At 46.9% G+C, this 18,701-nt stretch carries 10 protein-coding genes; 5 read left to right on the top strand and 5 right to left on the bottom strand.

Annotated features, from left to right (window positions below):
• Nucleotides 1-11: 11 nt before the first annotated feature.
• From HMPREF0671_RS10610 to HMPREF0671_RS10590, 5 genes are all read right to left on the bottom strand, one after another.
• The gene (locus HMPREF0671_RS10610) at nucleotides 12-1,529 is read right to left on the bottom strand and encodes an arylsulfatase (RefSeq protein WP_036900406.1); all 1,518 of its coding nucleotides are present in this window, start codon (nucleotides 1,527-1,529) and stop codon (nucleotides 12-14) included.
• 204 nt (nucleotides 1,530-1,733) lie between these two features.
• Nucleotides 1,734-3,668: a RagB/SusD family nutrient uptake outer membrane protein gene (locus tag HMPREF0671_RS10605; RefSeq protein WP_036900395.1), complete on the bottom strand. Its 1,935-nt coding sequence runs from the start codon at nucleotides 3,666-3,668 to the stop codon at nucleotides 1,734-1,736.
• A gap of 25 nt (nucleotides 3,669-3,693) precedes the next feature.
• On the bottom strand, nucleotides 3,694-7,134 hold the full coding sequence (locus HMPREF0671_RS10600) for a TonB-dependent receptor (protein ID WP_084589767.1): 3,441 nt from the start codon (nucleotides 7,132-7,134) through the stop codon (nucleotides 3,694-3,696).
• A gap of 128 nt (nucleotides 7,135-7,262) precedes the next feature.
• A complete protein-coding gene (locus HMPREF0671_RS10595; protein WP_036900393.1) occupies nucleotides 7,263-8,267 on the bottom strand; it encodes a FecR family protein in 1,005 nt (334 codons plus the stop codon).
• 71 nt (nucleotides 8,268-8,338) lie between these two features.
• A complete protein-coding gene (locus HMPREF0671_RS10590; RefSeq protein WP_036900388.1) occupies nucleotides 8,339-8,872 on the bottom strand; it encodes an RNA polymerase sigma factor in 534 nt (177 codons plus the stop codon).
• A gap of 610 nt (nucleotides 8,873-9,482) precedes the next feature.
• Here HMPREF0671_RS10590 and HMPREF0671_RS10585 point away from each other — a divergent pair.
• From HMPREF0671_RS10585 to HMPREF0671_RS10565, 5 genes are all read left to right on the top strand, one after another.
• Nucleotides 9,483-12,572, top strand: a complete 3,090-nt coding sequence (locus tag HMPREF0671_RS10585; protein WP_036900385.1) for a TonB-dependent receptor — start codon at nucleotides 9,483-9,485, stop codon at nucleotides 12,570-12,572.
• A gap of 17 nt (nucleotides 12,573-12,589) precedes the next feature.
• Nucleotides 12,590-14,260, top strand: coding sequence for a RagB/SusD family nutrient uptake outer membrane protein (locus HMPREF0671_RS10580; protein ID WP_036900400.1), 1,671 nt, complete (start codon nucleotides 12,590-12,592; stop codon nucleotides 14,258-14,260).
• 88 nt (nucleotides 14,261-14,348) lie between these two features.
• Nucleotides 14,349-15,860, top strand: a complete 1,512-nt coding sequence (locus HMPREF0671_RS10575; protein ID WP_036900398.1) for a DUF6057 family protein — start codon at nucleotides 14,349-14,351, stop codon at nucleotides 15,858-15,860.
• A gap of 2 nt (nucleotides 15,861-15,862) precedes the next feature.
• The gene (locus HMPREF0671_RS10570; protein WP_036900381.1) at nucleotides 15,863-17,323 is read left to right on the top strand and encodes a PD40 domain-containing protein; all 1,461 of its coding nucleotides are present in this window, start codon (nucleotides 15,863-15,865) and stop codon (nucleotides 17,321-17,323) included.
• A 226-nt stretch (nucleotides 17,324-17,549) separates the two neighbouring features.
• Nucleotides 17,550-18,455: a serine O-acetyltransferase gene (locus HMPREF0671_RS10565; protein ID WP_036900378.1), complete on the top strand. Its 906-nt coding sequence runs from the start codon at nucleotides 17,550-17,552 to the stop codon at nucleotides 18,453-18,455.
• Nucleotides 18,456-18,701: the final 246 nt, after the last annotated feature.

Raw genomic sequence — 18,701 nt, 5'->3', positions numbered from 1 at the left:
CATGAACTGTTTTACTTCGGTAATGTCACCGGATAATCCTCACTATCCACGTGCTCGGAGAGGATAATACGCTTCATCTGATCCACAATATCGGGATGCTCTGCTGCCACATCATGGTCTTCGTGAATATCGGCAGACAAGTTATAAAGATGAGGAACACCCTTGATAACTACCATTTTCCACTCTCCCATGCGCAGAGCCATTTGGTTGGTCTCCGAAAACTCCCAATATAAATAGGAGTGTCTTAGCTTCTGTTCACCACCCAAGAGCGTAGGCAAGAACGAGATACCATCAAAGTAATCCGTCTTCTTTGCACGATTGGCATATCGACGCTTATAATCTTTTACGCCGGCCAAGTCGCAAAACGTAGGCATCAAGTCGTAGAACGCTATCATTGCATCGCTCACTTCCCCGGCTTTTACATGTCCCGGCCATCGCACGATAAACGGAATCCGAATGCCACCCTCGTAACATTGCCGTTTCAGTCCGCGCAATTTGCCATCCCGACCAAAGAATGTTGGGTCGGCACCACCCTCTTCATGAGGGCCGTTATCAGAAGTAAAGATAACGATGGTATTATCTTCGAGTCCTTTCTCCTTCAACTTTGCCAACACTTCTCCCACATATTTGTCGAGTCGACTAATCATGGCTGCAAACTGAGCATGCGTGTGTTCGGTAGCATTATAGCGCGAACCGCGATTTCCGCCCCATGTCTTATCTGTGAAAAACTTCTTCTCATAACGCTCTAAAAGCGAATCGTCGGGTTGTACCAACTCGGCATGAGGCAGTGTGTAAGTCAATATACCACAGAAAGGACGCCCTTTCTGCTGCTTATCGAGCCACGCCATAGCCTCTTGATGTATCAAGTCGGCCGAGTATTGTGGGCGTTTCCGATAGTCGTGACCATACATCGGATACTGTATATTATCCTCTAATACCACACGCGACACAGCCGTATCGCCCGCCTCCCTGCTATACTTATTCAGGAAATTGGGGAAATACAGATGTGCTTGGAACTGGCAGATATAGCCGAAAAACTCGTCCACACCGCGCTTATCGGGCGTAGAAACCGATCCTTCATAGCCTCCGGCCCATTTTCCAAACATTCCCGTGGTATAACCGTTGGCTCGAAGTATCTCCGGAATAATTACATGGTCGGGATCGTAAGGTTGCTGCCCCACGACACTGTAATCCTCATTTTGCCCATACATCACCCTTGCACTCTCCGCCCAATACTCCTTATTGCCACGTACAAGGGTATGTCCGGCATGCTGTCCGGTCATAAAACAGGCCCTCGAAGGTGCGCTCACCGGCGCCCCGGCATACGCTTGCGTGAATCGCATACCGTCGCGTGCCATACCATCTATGTTCGGTGTGGCGATGTAAGGTTGTCCATAACATCCCAAATCACCATACCCCATATCATCGCACATGATGTAGATAATATTCGGTTTCTGTACCTTCCGAGCATAAGAAGGAACCACAGCTGCCAGCGACAAAGTCCCGACGGCCAGCGTCATTTTATTCATTTCCATCATTTTATATATTTTCATGCTTCTGCAAAAATACTGTTTTTTATTGAATTGAGTCCCAAAGCCTCCCCATACCTATCTATCAGGCGAATGCAATTCTCCCCTACAAACAGACATAAGTACTTATGGTAGGCACGAAGAGACGGTGTATATACACCGTCTCCCTATGCTTGTCTCGTTTACAAACAATACTGTTTGCCCTTAATTCCCCCATCCTTCGTTCTGCTTCAAGTTTGGATTGAGCACGATTTCCGTGGTTGGAATCTGGTACAGATAGTACTTTTCGAGCCATCCCTTACCCTCTTTCACTGGGTCATTGAATAGGAATACATTACCCTCAGTCATACTTCCGTTAGTTCCATCCGACAATCCTGTCGTGGGATTATACAACGTCAGGTGAGCAGCAGCGGCCTCTTTCTTCGTCGCCCATACACCTAGCGTCGGACGATTGAGGAACCATGGAGCCATACGCCAGCGACGAACATCGTAGAATCCGAATCCTTCGCCCATCAATTCAACGATACGTTCACGGCGAATCTCCCACAATACGGGATCTACCAATACACCTGTTGCATTGCCTTTCGGATAATAACGGCCGCGATTAGGGTCGAAGCTGTTATTGATATCAGCCACGGTCATAGCTGTAACAACCGCTCTCTTCCTCAACAGATTGATGGTTTTGTCGGCTACCTCTTGGGTGAATGTTCCCAATTCAAACTTCGCCTCAGCCTCGTTCAGCAACACTTCTTCTATCTTGAAGATTGGTTTATCGGCCACATTGAGACTTCCTTGGTTGAAGTTCTGTTCCCAGTTATCGGTGTTCTTCCACACATAATAACCCGAACGACAGGTTACAAACGAGCCGGTACCAAGTCGTGGAATCTGCGGAACAAGGCTTGCACTCCAGTTTTGGTCGGGCAATCGCTTCATACCTGTGCCCGGATTGCTACACGTTGCATTGATTCCCATGATGTCGATATACTCCCTATCGGCCGCATTACCGGTGAAATGCCAAGTACGATAACCTTCCGTTCCCTTGCCGGCTGCTACCTTATAAGGTGGAATCACAGTATGATACAAGCGCGGATCGCGGTCGCGGAACTCGGCATACATCGTCTTATTGCCATGGAAACCGGATGTCGCATTGGCTATAGGTTTGCCATTCTTCATCAGATAGAGTCCCACCGTGTTGGCATTCATCTCCACATAGTGAGATGATGTACGCTCGATGTAACACATATTATGAGGATTCATGTCCGGCATATACGACTTGTAGAAGATGATTCCGGGCACTCCTTTCAGGTCGTCAGTGGTCCACATCTCACCATAACCGGCCGCCGGCTGTCCATCGACACCCGTATATAGCGTGGGATAATCTTTCATCAAGAGTTCGGAAGCACGAACACTCTCTTTCAGGTAAGATTCGTACTCGCCCAGTTCATGGTATTTTCGCCATGTTCCTTCACGTAAACCGAAACGCGAGATAGCCGCACGAACACAATTCTGATCAATGGTATTATCACCGTCACGCCCTTTGAAGGAGCCTATATGCTGCTCCGCCCACTTCAAACGGTTCATCACCGAGTCGGCCACCGCCTTTCTATTCATACGCTCACCCATCACTTCGGAGTCGCCGGAAGATAACACTTTCGTCACCCAAGGCACATCACCGAAACGGTCTATCAACTCCATATACCAGAAAGAGTGGAAGAAATAGCCCACAGCACGCCAATGGTCTTTCTCTGCTTGCGTCATCTTTGTATCGCCAAGATGTGACAACATGATATTGATACGGCGTATATAGGAACTGAAATCCCAGCCATTTCCCGAAGCCACAGAGGCTATATTCTGGAACGCATAGCTATTGAATCCGCTCTCATACTTACGCTCCATGTAGCCGGCATTCATGTCACTGCGGTATTGACCGTTCTCTCCCCACACGGCAAGCGACGTTCCTATCGTATTATCGGTGAACATATTGTAGCACGGCCACATAAATGCTTTGAAGTTATCGTACGACTGTAGCGCGTTCTCCTCTGTCAAATCGGTCTTCGGCGTCTTCTCTAAAAAGTCGTCGTTGCAACTTGTACAGAGCAATGCTGCGCACAAACTGGTATATAATAGAATATTTTTCATGATTTAATCTTTTTATCGTTAAATACTATAAGGTAACGTTCACACCGAAAGATATGGTACGGAAAGCTGGATAATTCCACGAGAGTGTCTCCGGATCGATACCTTTTACAAGACCGGTAAACGTGGCTAGATTCTCTATACTCACAAAAGCTTTGAGCTGAGAGAGGGCCAATTGCTGTACCAGCGTACGTGGGAAAGTGTACGAAAGCGTCACGTTCTTGATACGTAAATAAGCCGCATTGGAGAGGAACTTATCTTGTATGCGGTAGTTAGAGCTTTGATTGCCGTAGTTACCATATATTCTTGCAAACTTAGCATTGGCATTTACAGGTGTATAATCGCCTCCGGCAGCATCTGTCGGCTTCCAATAATCGGCCAAACCTTCGTATAATGGTACGAATTTATAGTCGGCATACAATGGAATATTCAGCGTATTGGCCAACCAAGCATCGCGCTTAGCCGTACCCTGCAAGAACACACTGAGGTCGAATCCCTTGTAATTGGCACCCAGACTCATACCGAATACATAGCGTGGAGTGTCGTTTCCGATGACCTTTCTATCGCCGGGATTGGCGTAAGTCTGCTCACCCGATGTTATCACATTGGTGGTTTGATTGTCGTCCATCAGGTTTTTAAACTTGAAATCTCCCGGTCGTGGGTTGTATCCATCTATCTTAGTAACGCCCTCTTTCAATGCAAACGTCTTAGTATCTACGAAATCATCGGCAGTATAGAAGCCATCGTTCACATATCCCCAAATCTCTCCGAGCTGTTGACCTTCATAATAACTCGACAGCAACTTGGCCTCATTGGAGTTATACTTCACGATGACAGAGTTGTAATCAGACAGACTGAAGCCCACACGATAGCCGAATTGGCCAATCTTGTCGCGCCAATTGAGCGACAAATCCCAACCACGTGTACGCATATCAGCGGTATTTTCGTAAGGAGCTTTGGCTCCAACAACGGCGGGCAATTGCATTCCCGGCGCAAGCATACCGTCGGTATTGCGCTGATACCAGTCGAAAGTAGCAGTCAGACGGTTGTTCAACATCGTAACATCCACACCGAAATCGAGCGTCTTAGCTTTCTCCCAAGTGAAGTTAGCACTTACCAATGAGGGAATATCCGTGATGGCACTGGTGTAGTTTCCGCCCACCAACCATCCGTTATATTTATTATTCATCGGCATGGTAGGAATGAACGCGTAGGTAGAAATATTCTGATTACCAATCATACCATATGATGCACGGAGCTTCAAACCGTCTAGCCAACTGCGCGTAGGAGCCATAAACTCCTCTTCAGCAACATTCCATCCGGCAGAGACAGAGGGGAAGAAGCTGAATCTAGAAGACTTCGGGAACTTGGAAGAACCATCGTATCGACCATTAGCTTCGAAGAGATAACGATTCTTATAGTCGTAGTTCGCACGGAAGAAGCCGCCTCGTACCGAGTATTCATCGTATCCGTCTTTCATCTTCAAAGTCGATGTTCCACCACCAAGTGAGGGAACTTCGGGCACAGCCTGACCATACGAGTGAGATGTCATATAGTTATAACTACTCGATTCCTGATTGAATCCGGCCATGAACTTGAAATGATGGTCGGTCAACTTCAACGTGTATGTACCGTAAATATTCAACGCATTATAGCTCGTCGTACTCTTCTGCTTCTCCAAATAGTCGTTGGTAGGTGTCGTGTCTACCCCACCTTGTATGGTCGTATAGCTATTCTTACCGGTGTAATAGTAATAATCATAGTCTCTACGATCGTAGGTATACTCTACATTAACTTCAAAGTTCTTCAACGGACGGAGTATCGAATGCAAGAATATTCGGGGATTACTGTTCTCCGTATTCGACGCATTAGACCAACGAATTTGGTTAGCCGGTGTGAAGAAAGGTGCTCCGGCGCTGATATCTTCTATCTCTGCGGGCATATTACCTTCTGGATAAAACGACGACAGACGGGTAGAATAAATAGCTCCTAATGCCGATTGAGGCAAAGAATTATTGCTGCGTGCATAGCTGAAATTAGCCTCTTGAGTGAACCATTTGGTCACATCTGCCGACACAAAAGCACTGATATTCTTACGCACGAACTTATCCTTGTTGGTTATCAACACACCATCTTGAGAAGTAAAGCCCGATGACAAGCGATAGCGCACGGCCTTTGTACCACCCGATACCGACAGATTATGCGTGTGTTGGAAGCTTGTCTCCAGCATATTCTTCACCAAATCTTTCTCGTTCAAGAAATAGATAGCACCGTTTTCGTCCTTATACATGCCGTCTCCATAGGTTTGTAGAGAAGACGGATTGGCCTTATACTGCTTCAAAAGTTCCTGCCAACGACTCACACTGGGGGCTCCCAACGACCAATATTGGTCGCCGGCTGCATCGGCATAGGTCTGCAAATAGTCGGCCAAAGGGGCTTGCCGAGGTAGGTTGATGGCGTTGCTGAAAGCCACATTGTTATTATAGTTCACTTGGAAACGAGTGTCAGACTTTGGACGTTTGGTCGTTACGAGGATAACACCACCGGCTGCACGAGCACCATAGATGGCTGCCGAAGCGGCATCCTTAAGTACTGTCACCGACTCAATATCTTCGGGATTGAGCATATCGATAGAACCTTCCACGTTGTCTATCAGCACCAATGGGGCAATGGTAGAGCCGGAACCGATGGAGTAAGCACCACGAATTTGGAACGAACGGCTCTTTCCCGGAGCATTACCGGCACTCGAAGCCATCAGTCCGGGCACTGCTCCTACAAGCGCATCAGAGGCTTTTGTCAACGGCCTACTGCCCAAGGCATCGTCCATTTTAACCGTTGCCACTGCACCGGTAAGGTCTTTCTTGGTAGCCGTACCGTAACCTACGACCACCACTTCATCTAGTACTTTGTGGTCTTCCTGCAATGTAACACTGTAAGTGTTTTTCGTTCCCACACGAACGGTGGCCGGTGAAAAACCTACATAAGAATATTTCAAAGTGGCATTGGCCGGCACCTCCAATTGATAGTGCCCGTCTATATCGGTTATCGTGGCCTGTGTTGTACCATCGACTGCCACGGTTACGCCAATCAGCGGTTCGCCTTTGCTATCGACCACCGTACCCGTTATTTTCTTACCTCTACTAGGTTGTGTGCTTGGATGGGCACGTCTAGTCAACACAATTTGTTTGCTCGACTCCATACGATACACGATGTCCGTGCCTTTCAAGAGTCGGTTGAGTACGGTTTCAATATTGTCGTTACTCGCCGAAACCGATACTGTCTTGTTTAAATCGGGCATCTGCTCACTATAGAAGATGTTGTAGCCCGATTCACGCTCTAACTGCTGAAGCACTTGCTGGATAGTCTTATCCTGCGCTTTGAATGTAATTTGGGCATGGCCTAACTGTACTGACAGTGCCAACAAGCCCATCGCACTCATTCGGATTAGGTTATTAATTCTTTGATTCATATCACTAAGGTTAAAAAATGATTCAAGTTTTCATGTATATATTGCCGATTCGCCTGTGGGGCGAACAATTATCCGGACGTTATTCTCTTCTTTCTTCTCATGGTATTCCTACGTTTTAGACGTTTAGACTATATAGCTTCATCTCTTCGTTTACTCAACACGACCGTATTTCCTTGCCGTTCATAGTTCAAAGGATAAGTGGCAGCGATGACATGGAGTACACTGTCGAGACCGTTATTACTGATGCTTCCGGCAAACGTAACACTCCGAAGACTATTCGATTTGAACACCACTTTCACACCATATTGCCGTTCCAATGTCTTCGCGAGTTCTGCCAAAGTCACCGAACGGAAGTATAGATTATCGCCACGACGGAAGTCTACGTTGCGCACATCGTCTATCTGCTGTTTCAGGAATGCGTGTGTGCGATGATTGTAGCTTACTTGTTGGTTGGGCATCAATATCAAAGAGGCGCTCTTGTCAAAAACTTTCACCTTACCTTCTACCAACGATGCCGTTACGGTAGAGTCGCCATGATAGCCCTTCACGTTGAAGATAGTACCCAAGGCCTCCACATTCACACCGTTACAAGATACCACAAAACGTTTAGCAGCATTCTTTGCCACTTCAAAATAGGCCTCACCATTGAGCTTCACGATTCGTTCGGCCACATTGTAATCGGCATTGTACGTGAGTCGTGAACCCGAATTGAGCCACACCTTCGTACCATCGGGCAGCACCATCCGAGCCTTTTGTCCGTTGTCGACCACCATCTCGGCCACCTCACCATGCCTGTCGGGCGTAGCCGAACGTACACCATATATATATGTTGCCAATCCAACGCCCACCAGAAGCAGTATTGATGCCGCTATCTTACCTAGCGTAAAGAGGATGTTACGGCGCGGTTTGTCAACCTCATCCATATCGTTTTGGATGGCAGCCCACACATCCCGACTGCATTGCTCGTCCATATCGTGCGATACAGAAGCCCACAATCGGCGGTCAGCCTCATCGGTTTCCTCCTGCCTTTCATCATTACCGAGCCATTCTTCCAGCCTGTCTCGTTCTTCCTGTGAGGCTTCATGCCTCACTAGTTTTTCTAATAATATATTGTATATGTGTATATTTGCCATACGTATAGGGTGTCAATACATCTATATATAGTACCGACATGAAGAAAAGGATTACAAGAAATAGAAAAAAATCACTTGAGTTTTGATTGCAAAAAGTGCAATACCCGACGCACCTGTGTGGCCACCGTCTTCTCCGAGATAGACAGAAGTGCAGCTATCTCTCGATAAGTCATGTCCGATTTCCAATAGAGCATGAAGACTTGTCTGCGTGCTTCGGGCAATTCAGTAGTTAACTTTAATATCTGTTCCTCCACAAGATGACGGTCTATGTCGCGCTCTATATAGGCCGCATGCCCTTGCCGTTCTAGCTTCAGACGATTCATAATATTCTGTCGAAGCAGCTCCCGATGCAGATAATGGTACACCGCATGCCGGGCAACACTGAAGAGATAGCCCTCAAAATTCCCGTCGACATCTATGTTCATACGCTTGTTCCAAATATGCAGAAACACATCGTGCGTAATATCCTGAGCCGTAGACGAGTCTTTGACAAGTGAGAATACGAAGTTATACACCCATCCGTTGTACGCATCGTACACGGTTTTAAGGGCATACATCTTACCTTTTCGAAGATTTTCCAGAACAGCTTGGTCTATGGTTTCCATCCTATCTCACCCACTTCTAACTCTATGTTTTCCAGTCTGATTATAATCTTTGATACTGCAAAGATATAAAAATTGAAGCGGAATCCAATTATCTTGCTTGAGAAACAATACTATGATACCACATCACATGAGTCTGCTTGTCAACTCGAAAAAACCTCTCTTCCTTTGGAAGGGAAGAGCTTATCACCTCAAAGACTTACAAACTTAAATTCTTGCAGAGCCTTGGCAATGTTACTGCATAGTCGCTTCAGCACTGCTGAAAAAGCGCGGCAGCAAGGTTGCTTAGCCGTTGCAGCAACTTAAGTTTGTAAGTCTTTAGGTTGATAAGTTGCTGAGTGAGTTCTTAAATTCATAAGTTTTACCTAGCAAATAAGACACCAACAAGACCACAAAGACCACTTACAAACTACCAGTTTGGTTTATAACACTTATAAAAAAGACTATTATTAAAATAGGTATACAATTATTTAAGATAAATTTGGAAGTAATATAAAAAAGTATTACTTTTGCCACCAACAACCAAAACAAAATACAAGTAAAACATAATTATTTACAAAAATTACTTTAAAAAGTAAATTTTCTATAACATCTATATCTAATATCTTTTATTATGGCATTAAAAACAAAGCGAAATCTTTCGCATTTCGGGAAAGGATGTTTTGCAGTTAATCTCGCTGTAGGACTATTCACACTCACTCCCATCAACGTGTTTGCCACAACAAATGCTGCCACTGTGACCAGTGTACAGCAACAGAAGCACCAAATCTCAGGTACAATTACCGATGTAGCTGGTGAACCTATTGTTGGAGCATCAATCACTCAACTGAATGGTGGAGGCATCGGAACGGTTACCGACATCGACGGTAAGTTCACAATCAACGCTGCCCCCGGTACCGTTTTGAAGATTACGTACGTGGGATTCTCACAACAGGCCATCACGGTAAAGGACGGTGTGAAGACTTACAACATCCAGCTGCGTGAAGACCAGCAGTCACTCAACGAAGTGGTTGTCGTGGGTTACGGCGTACAGAAGAAGGCCAACCTGACCGGTTCGGTTACTTCTATCAACTCAGAGGCCTTGGCCAGCCGCCCGGTAACAAGCGTATCGTCGGCCTTGGCAGGTACGATGTCGGGTGTAACGGCCATCCAACGTTCCGGAGAACCGGGATCGCAGAACGGAAGTATCACCATTCGAGGAAAGAACTCCATCAATGCTGCCAGCCCATTGGTGATCGTCGATGGTGTTCCGGGGTCTATGGACAACATCGATCCGCAGGATATCGAGTCGGTATCTGTATTGAAAGACGCCGCATCGGCTGCCATCTATGGTGTGCAAGCTGCCAACGGTGTCATCGTGATTACAACCAAAAAGGGACAGAACGGACAAAAGACTCGCGTGGATTACTCTGGTATGGTGTCGTTCACATCGCCTACAGACCACTTCAAGTTCTTGGGGGCGGCCGACTATGCCATGCTGTATAACGAGGCTACACTCAACGAAAATCCGGGAGCTACAATTCCATTCTCCAAAGAAGATATACAGAAGTTCCGCGACGGAAGCGACCCTATCGGGCATCCAAACACCGACTGGTACAAGGAAACCTTCAAGAGTAGTGCCATGGAGACACAACATAATATGGCCATCTCCGGTGGAACTCAGAACACCACATATATGGGTTCGCTGGGCTACACCTACCAGAACGGTATGACACACAGCCGCAGCTACAACCGTTACAACGGTCGTATGAACATCAATTCTAAGCTGAACAACTGGCTGTCTATCGGTTTGAACGCATCGGCTTACCGCGGAATCACGAAAGACGCATACAAGAGTGCGGCTTCACTGGTTCAGAACGTAAACCGTATACCGCCCACCTTCCCCATTTACAACGAAGACGGTACGTACCACTATGCCGGAATGGACAACCCAGTAGCCCTCAACGGCGACCAGACGGGGTCGATGAAGAGCTACAAATCACAGTTCTTCGGAACCGCTTACGTGGAAATCACCCCCATAACAGGGCTTAGCCTCAAGGCATTGTACAACATCCGCCACGACAACCAAGACTATCGTAACTTCAAGAAGTATTATGAATATGGCCAGCCGGGCAAGATGGAGAAGTCCGGAGTGCGCGAAGGCGAGCATAATTACTACAACTGGAACTGGTATACCACACAGTTGCTGGCCAACTACATGAAGACTTTTGCAAAGCATCACACCGTGAATACATTGCTCGGCTACGAGCAGGTAGACTACAACTATCGCTATACAAAGGCTAGCCGACAAGGCGGTGGCAGCAACGACCTGCACGAATCGCTGAACACACTCGACTCCGACGGACAGAAGAACAGCGACGGTGGATACGACACCGGCCGTCGTTCATACTTCGGTCGTGTACAGTACGACTACGACAGCAAGTACCTGTTCGAGTTCAATATGCGTGCAGACGGTTCTTCTATCTTTGCTAAAGAAAACCGCTGGGGCTACTTCCCCGCTGTATCTGCAGCTTGGAGACTCTCCGAGGAGCAGTTCGTCAAGAACAGCGCACCTTGGATTAGCAACTTGAAAGTGCGCCTCGGATGGGGTAAGACCGGTAACGAGGAGTTGAAAGCAGGAGACGTTTACCCGGCTATCCCGACTTACTCTTACGGCACAACCGTATTGGGTAGCGCCTTGACAACCACAACCTACGAGTCACGCTATGTAAACAAAAATTTGAAATGGGCTACTGTAACCAACTACGAGTTGGGTATCGAAGCTGGATTCTTGGACAACAAGTTCGGATTTGAGCTCGACCTCTATAAGAAGAAGACCAACGACATGTTGCTGAAACTCCCTATTCAAGGTGTCATCGGTATGGATGCTCCTTATCAGAATGCCGGCAGTGTGGAGAATACCGGTTTTGATCTGAACCTCTTCCACAACAACCGTATCGGCAAAGACTTCCGTTACTCTGTCAATATGAACATCTCTTATGTTCGAAACAAGATTGTCGACATGAGCGGAACAGAAGGTCCTTCAAGCAATAACAAGATATGGTATCTCGAAGGACAGCCCATCGGAGCTTTCTACGGATACGTAGCTGACGGGTTCTTCAATACGGAAGAAGAGCTGAAAGCAGGTCCGAAACGTACCGGACGAGAGAAACTTGGCGACATTAGATACAAAGATTTCAACGACGATGGTAAGATTACAGCTGCCGACCGCAAGGTTATCGGTAAGAACTTTCCAAGCTGGACAGGCGGTTTGAACCTCAATCTGTACTACAAGGACTTCGACTTGATGATGTTATGGCAGGGTGCTTTCGACGTAGATGCATACTTCACGGGTGAGGCAGCCTATGCTTTCTTTAACAGCGGAAAGGTATTGAAGCGTCATCTCGACCGTTGGACACCGGATCATCACAATGCTTCTTACCCACGTATTACACGTAACGATCAAACCAACTTCGCCGTTTCATCATTCTGGCTGCAAGATGCATCTTACGTAAGATTAAAGAATATCACGCTCGGTTACAGTCTTCCAAAGAACCTTATCAACAAGTTGGGCATAAGCAATGCCAAGGTATTCGTATCAGGCGAGAACCTTTTGACATTCGATCATCTTGAGGGTATCGACCCAGAGGCTCCTTACGATGGCCGCGGTGCATTCTATTCTAACGTGAAGAAGATTTCTTTTGGACTGAAAGTTTCATTCTAACATAAAACATGATACACATGAAGACGAAAAAAATATATATTGCAGGTGCGCTCCTTGTGCTTGGTTTAGCTTCGTGCACAGACTTGGATAGATCACCTATTGAACAGCTTTCAGATGCCAGCTACTGGAAATCAAACGACGATGCAGTCAAAGCTGTTAACGATTTATACAATTGCGCTCCTGAATGGAACGGAGATGCTATCATCGGTTTGACCGATGCAGCTATCAATTCAGACGATGCCGTACACGGAATCAAATGGTCTGAGGGTAACATATCAAAAGGTATATACGATCCACAAGACTTCGATTGGGCCGGAAACTATGGTACTATTCGCCAGACAAACATCATCTTGAAGTACGTTCCTACTGTAGCAAGCATGTCGGATACAGAAAAAGCACAGGCTATGGCGCAAGCTAGATTCTTCCGTGCTTATCAATATTTCCAGTTGATTCGCCAGTTTGGTGACGTTCCTTACACAGAATCGCCCCTCACTTTGGAAGAACAAAAAGACGTAAAGCGTGCACCAAAGGCTGAAGTTTACAAGCATATCCTTGAAGATTTCGACTATGCTGCAACCAATCTTCCCAAAACATGGGACGGAGCTGACGATGCTCGTATCACCAAGGGTGGTGCTTTGGCCATGAAAGCTCGTGCAGCTTTGAGCCAAAACGACTGGAAAGTAGCTCGCGATGCAGCCAAGGCCGTGATGGATTTGGGCGTATACGAACTCTACGATCAGGGCAATACCGGTAAATATAAGGAATTGTTCTGGACCGCAACTGATAATGGTTGTAAAGAAACTGTCATTAAAAAGCAATTCATTGCATACAAAAACGACTGGTATCTCATTGGTTGGGAAGCATTCCCAACGATCGGTTGGGGTGGTTTGAACCCCACACAGAGCTTGGTTGACGCTTTCGAAGACAAAGACGGAGCTCCGATTGCGAAGTCAAGCACTTACGATCCGACCAAACCTTTCGAGAATCGTGACCCTCGTTTAGAGACTGTTGTATTGCATGATGGCGAATCCATGTACGGTGCTACGGTGAAAGTTGCTCCTTTAAAGTCTTGCGCTCCTACCGGCATCGGTACACATGGCGACGCAACCGCGACCGGTTATAACCAGCAGAAGTGGCTTGATCCGACCGTAGATCCTAAGACCGACGGTTGGCATATGGACATGGACTACAAGATTTTGCGCTATGCTGAGGTGCTATTGACCTATGCCGAGGCTCAGAACGAGCTGCAACCGCTCGACCAGTCAGCCTTCGATGCAGTCAACAAAGTACGTGCTCGCGTTGGAATGCCGGCTCTCCAGAAGACCGATTCTAGCAAGCCTACCTACTGTGGAACACAAGATGAGCTTCGCAAGCGCATTTGGAATGAGTGGCGTGTAGAGTTTGCTTTGGAGGGTGGACACCGTCAATGGGACATCCGTCGTTGGGGTATTGCCAAGCAAGTATTGAATGCTCCGTTCTATGGATTGACTTATAAGCTTGTCGATTCTAAGGACGCTGATGCTAAAGATGGTGGTAAGATCTGCATACTTTACTCTCAAGACAAGGACGCAAAACGCGTAGAAGTGAGAAAAGGACACTACGAAGACCACAACATCTTGTATCCTATACCACAGAAGGAAATCGATTTGAACCCGAACTTGACACAGAATGCGGGCTATTCTAAATAACGATTCTAACGTATAATATCTATATAAGTGACGGCAGGAAGTCTCCAAAAGGCTCCTACCGTCACTTTCTCATCAAATCATGTTGCTTATGAAACGTCTTCATTATGTAGTGATGCTGATATTGTTCATCATCTTTTATTATGTTTATCAACATACGTTGGCCGACGTACTGTGCTACCATGAGCAACATCATCTATTCCTTTACACGGCCAACTACTTCAACCATGCCCTTGCAAGCCATGGTTTTATCTCTTATCTGACAGACTTTGTCATCCAATTCTTTTATTATCCGTGGCTGGGCACACTGGTTATGGCAACGATCTTAACCGCTATTTATGCCCTCACCGAGCGTATTCTCACACTCATCGCACCACGGTTAACTCTTTTACAGCTATCGGTTATCCCCTCGATACTGCTCCTTATCTATTCCGAAACCACCTCACACAATCTCGATCTCATCATTTTGACCTTCCTAATATTGTGTGCTATCTGTCCCATCTTACAGATAACGCAGTGGATTCGCCCCATTTTCCCCATCTATCGCGCCCCGCTTCCCAGCAAAAGAATATGGTTGTTGTTACCAGTCGGCTGCTTGATGGGCTTTTCAATCATAGCATATACCACCTTTGTACGCCAATATAATCCCAAAGAAGGAATCATGCTCAAGACCGAACACTACGCCCAGAAAGGTGAATGGGAGAAGGTCTTGGACTACAGCAACCGCTATCTACAACAAGGAAAGAACAATCAATTCTTCTCGTACTTCCGCAATATGGCTCTTTATCATCTAGGTTTGCTACCCCAACATCTCTTCGACTATCCCCCGATTGGCGGAGTCAAAGAGCTATATTTGCCTTGGAGCGGCAACGGTAGAGAAAGCGAATACGGCCATTATCTATACGAACAACTCGGATATTTGAACGAAGCACAACGCTGGGAGTTCGAGTCGATGGTGGTATGGGGTGAAACTGCCCCCCATCTTCGCAATCTTGCACGCTATAATATCGCCATAGGCCGACCACGAGTTGCCCAAATGTTTATCAACAAATTGGCTCAATCACTCTTCTATCAGGACGAAGCACGGCAATTAGAAGCACTCCGTGACGGTGGCGTCGTGCCCGGTTTGCACAATGCTTTGAAGCATGTAACCGACCATCCAGCTCGCTTCTCCAATGTATTAAACATAGGTCCGGAACTGGAATATCTGCTCCAACATGATCCCAAGAACCGTATGGCCTTCGAATATCTCATGTGTCAGCTGCTATTAAGCAATCATGTGGTACGTTTTGCCGAAGATTTGAAGTTGATGAAGAACTTCTCTTATCCCGCCATGCCACCTATCTTCGAAGAAGCCTTGATGGTTTACAAGACCGGAGTCGACGATGCAACCTTCGCAAAGGTGGGCTACGACGTATCCATGGAGACTCAACAGCGCTTCGGACGGTTCTACCAACTCGTTCAGCAACGCGACATGGCATCGCTACAAAGCGAGTTCAGTCATACCTATTGGTTCTATTTGCAATTCATCAGTCCTTATGGCAGCTCCGTCATCCAAGACAAAGGGCAGACTACAGAGTTGAAAGGAGTCAAACAATTATAATCATGAAACATCTCACATCCATCATATCGCTGGCCCTGCTATTCTTTTCGGCCTGCACATCTTATCATCAACCCGATGCCGTATCAAACGAAAAGCCGGCCATCTATCCCGATTATACCGACATAACCATGCCGGTAAACATCGCTCCCATGAACTTTGAGATTCAAAAGAAAGGCGATGCTTACCAAACGGAGATTGGCATTGTGGGGCAAGAGGCTGCCATCTTGGTGCAAGACGACAAACCTACAGTCGACATTCCATTAGACGATTGGAAGGAACTTTTGGTACAAGCAGCCGGCAAACAAGTCTATTTCCGCATCAGCATAGAACAACAAGGCAAATGGACTCGCTACCGCGACCTCATCAACACGGTATCTACCGATTCCATCGACAGTTATTTGGTCTACCGACTGCTCTACCCCGGCTACGAACTTTGGAACGAAATGGGTATCTATCAACGCGACTTGACTAGCTTCGAGCAGTCTGCCGTCATGGAAAACTCAAACTTCGACCACCAATGTATCAACTGTCATTCCTTCAGTCAGCATTCATCCGACAATATGATGGTACATATCCGAGGCAAACAGGGAGGCACAATTATCTACCACAACGGCCATATCGAGAAAATAGAACCGAAGCCCGAAGGCTTCAAACGCGGTGCCACCTACCCTGCTTGGCATCCTCATGGCCGATACATAGCATTCTCTTCCAACGAGATACAACAGTTCTTCCACTCGGCAGGAACAAAGCCTATAGAAGTTTCAGACCTTGCTGCCGACCTCATGGTATACGATGTTGAGAAGCATCAGACATTCACTGACTCCATCGTTTACAACGATACCTACTACGAAACATTCCCATTCTGGGCTCCCGATGGCAAGACCTTGTACTTTTGCAGAGCCAAAGCCATGGATCAACACCACCGTCTCGACAGCATTCGCTACGACCTTTGCAGCGTCCGATTCAACGAGCAGACAGGTCATTTAGACTCCTTGAAAATTATTTTCCCAGCTTCCGAGCACGGCAGGTCGGTCTCGTTCCCCGTGGTATCACCCGACGGTCGCTATCTCATGTTCACCCTCTCGGCCTATGGCAACTTCTCCATTTGGCATCCGGAGAGCGACCTTTGGTTACTCGATATGACTACCGGAGCAGTACGTGCACTCTCCGAGGTCAACAGCAACAACGTAGATAGTTGGCATTGTTGGTCGTCTAGTGGCCGATGGTTCACCTTCAGTAGCAAGCGCGGCGACGGTTTGTGGACGCGTCCCTACTTCGCTCACTTCGACTCGAAGACCGGTCGGGCAACCAAGCCATTCGTTCTACCGCAGCGCGATCCACACTATTACGCATCGTTCATGTACACCTACAACCGCCCGGAGCTCATTCAAACGAAAATAGACTACGGTAAAATGATGGAGAAAGCAGTAGCTGGCGAAGCCATACAAGCCGAACAACGGTAGTTTTTAGTCCATCAAGTCTGTTTTTTTAATTTTTAGTTGTTACTTTGCAAAGTAAAATAAAGAGATAGGAGTTTCGCATGGATGCTCTACTCCGGAGTTATCGGGAGTTAAAGGAGTTAGGAGGAGTTATCAGACAAATGTCCGTTATATTCCGTTTACTCCCGGTATCTCCTGTTTACTTCTATCTATACATAGACTTGCAACGTAAAATAAAGAGTTATAAAAGATGACACTAGACGAGGTTTTCCAAAAGAATGTGAAGTTGTTGACACAAGTTTCCGACGACGAACAGCAGATGTTACCTGCCAAAGAAGTACTGTTGCCGTCGGTAGATGCCGTTCGCGAGATAATAACATTGGTCAAGAAGATTGTCTTCCCCGGCTTCTTCGACAAGCGACAGAGCGATGACAATCTCCGCTCATACCACATTGGTGTCAACATGGAACAATTGGTAAAGCTGCTGCGTAAACAGATAGCTCTCGCACTACAGTACGATGACTGTTGCGACGACAACTGCCTGTCCATGCGTTCCAAGCAGTTAGCCTACCACTTCATCGACCATCTGCCCCAAATCAAGCACATGCTCTACACCGATGTCAAAGCTATCTATGCCAACGACCCGGCTGTCAACACCTATAGCGAAGTCATTTTCTGTTACCCAGTCATCGAAGCCATGGTGCATTATCGCGTGGCTCACGACCTATTACGAATGGGCGTACCCGTCATTCCGCGCATCATGGCCGAGCAAGCCCATGCAGCTACCGGCATCGACATCCATCCCGGAGCCCAGATTGGAGAGTATTTCTCCATCGACCACGGTACAGGTGTGGTCATCGGAGCAACTTGTATCATCGGCAACCACGTCATGTTGTATCAAGGTGTAACGCTTGGTTCTAAGAATTTTAAACTCGATGGCAAAGGCTTTTCGCAGCATGTAGACACACCACGCCATCCCATTTTGGAAGACAACGTGACCATTTACTCTAATTCCACCTTATTAGGGCACATCACGATTGGCCACGATACCATCATCGGTGGTAACATTTGGGTGACCAATAGTGTGCCTCCCCACTCCAAACTATTGCAGAGTAAGGCACTCGACGTGTCGTTCTCAGACGGATTGGGAATTTAGAATGCGCGGAGAATAAAATAGGTTCATCCGACAAATCGTATGATATTGCCATTGCTGATAGTCCGGAGGACTACCCTTTTTCATAGCCGTGGCTCTTTAAGCCTACGGTAGTGTGCGAAAGAGAGTATCCAGTCTGAAAGACTGCCCAACAATCTTATAACCGAAAGGGGGAGTCTGTCAGACTCAAATACCTTTGTTCTTGTTTCCGTAGGTTTCCGCTTCGCTCCAACACTACGGCTATTAATA

The organism is Prevotella sp. S7 MS 2 (assembly GCF_000762865.1).
GTDB lineage: Bacteria > Bacteroidota > Bacteroidia > Bacteroidales > Bacteroidaceae > Prevotella.
This window is presented reverse-complemented; position numbering and strand designations above follow the sequence as displayed.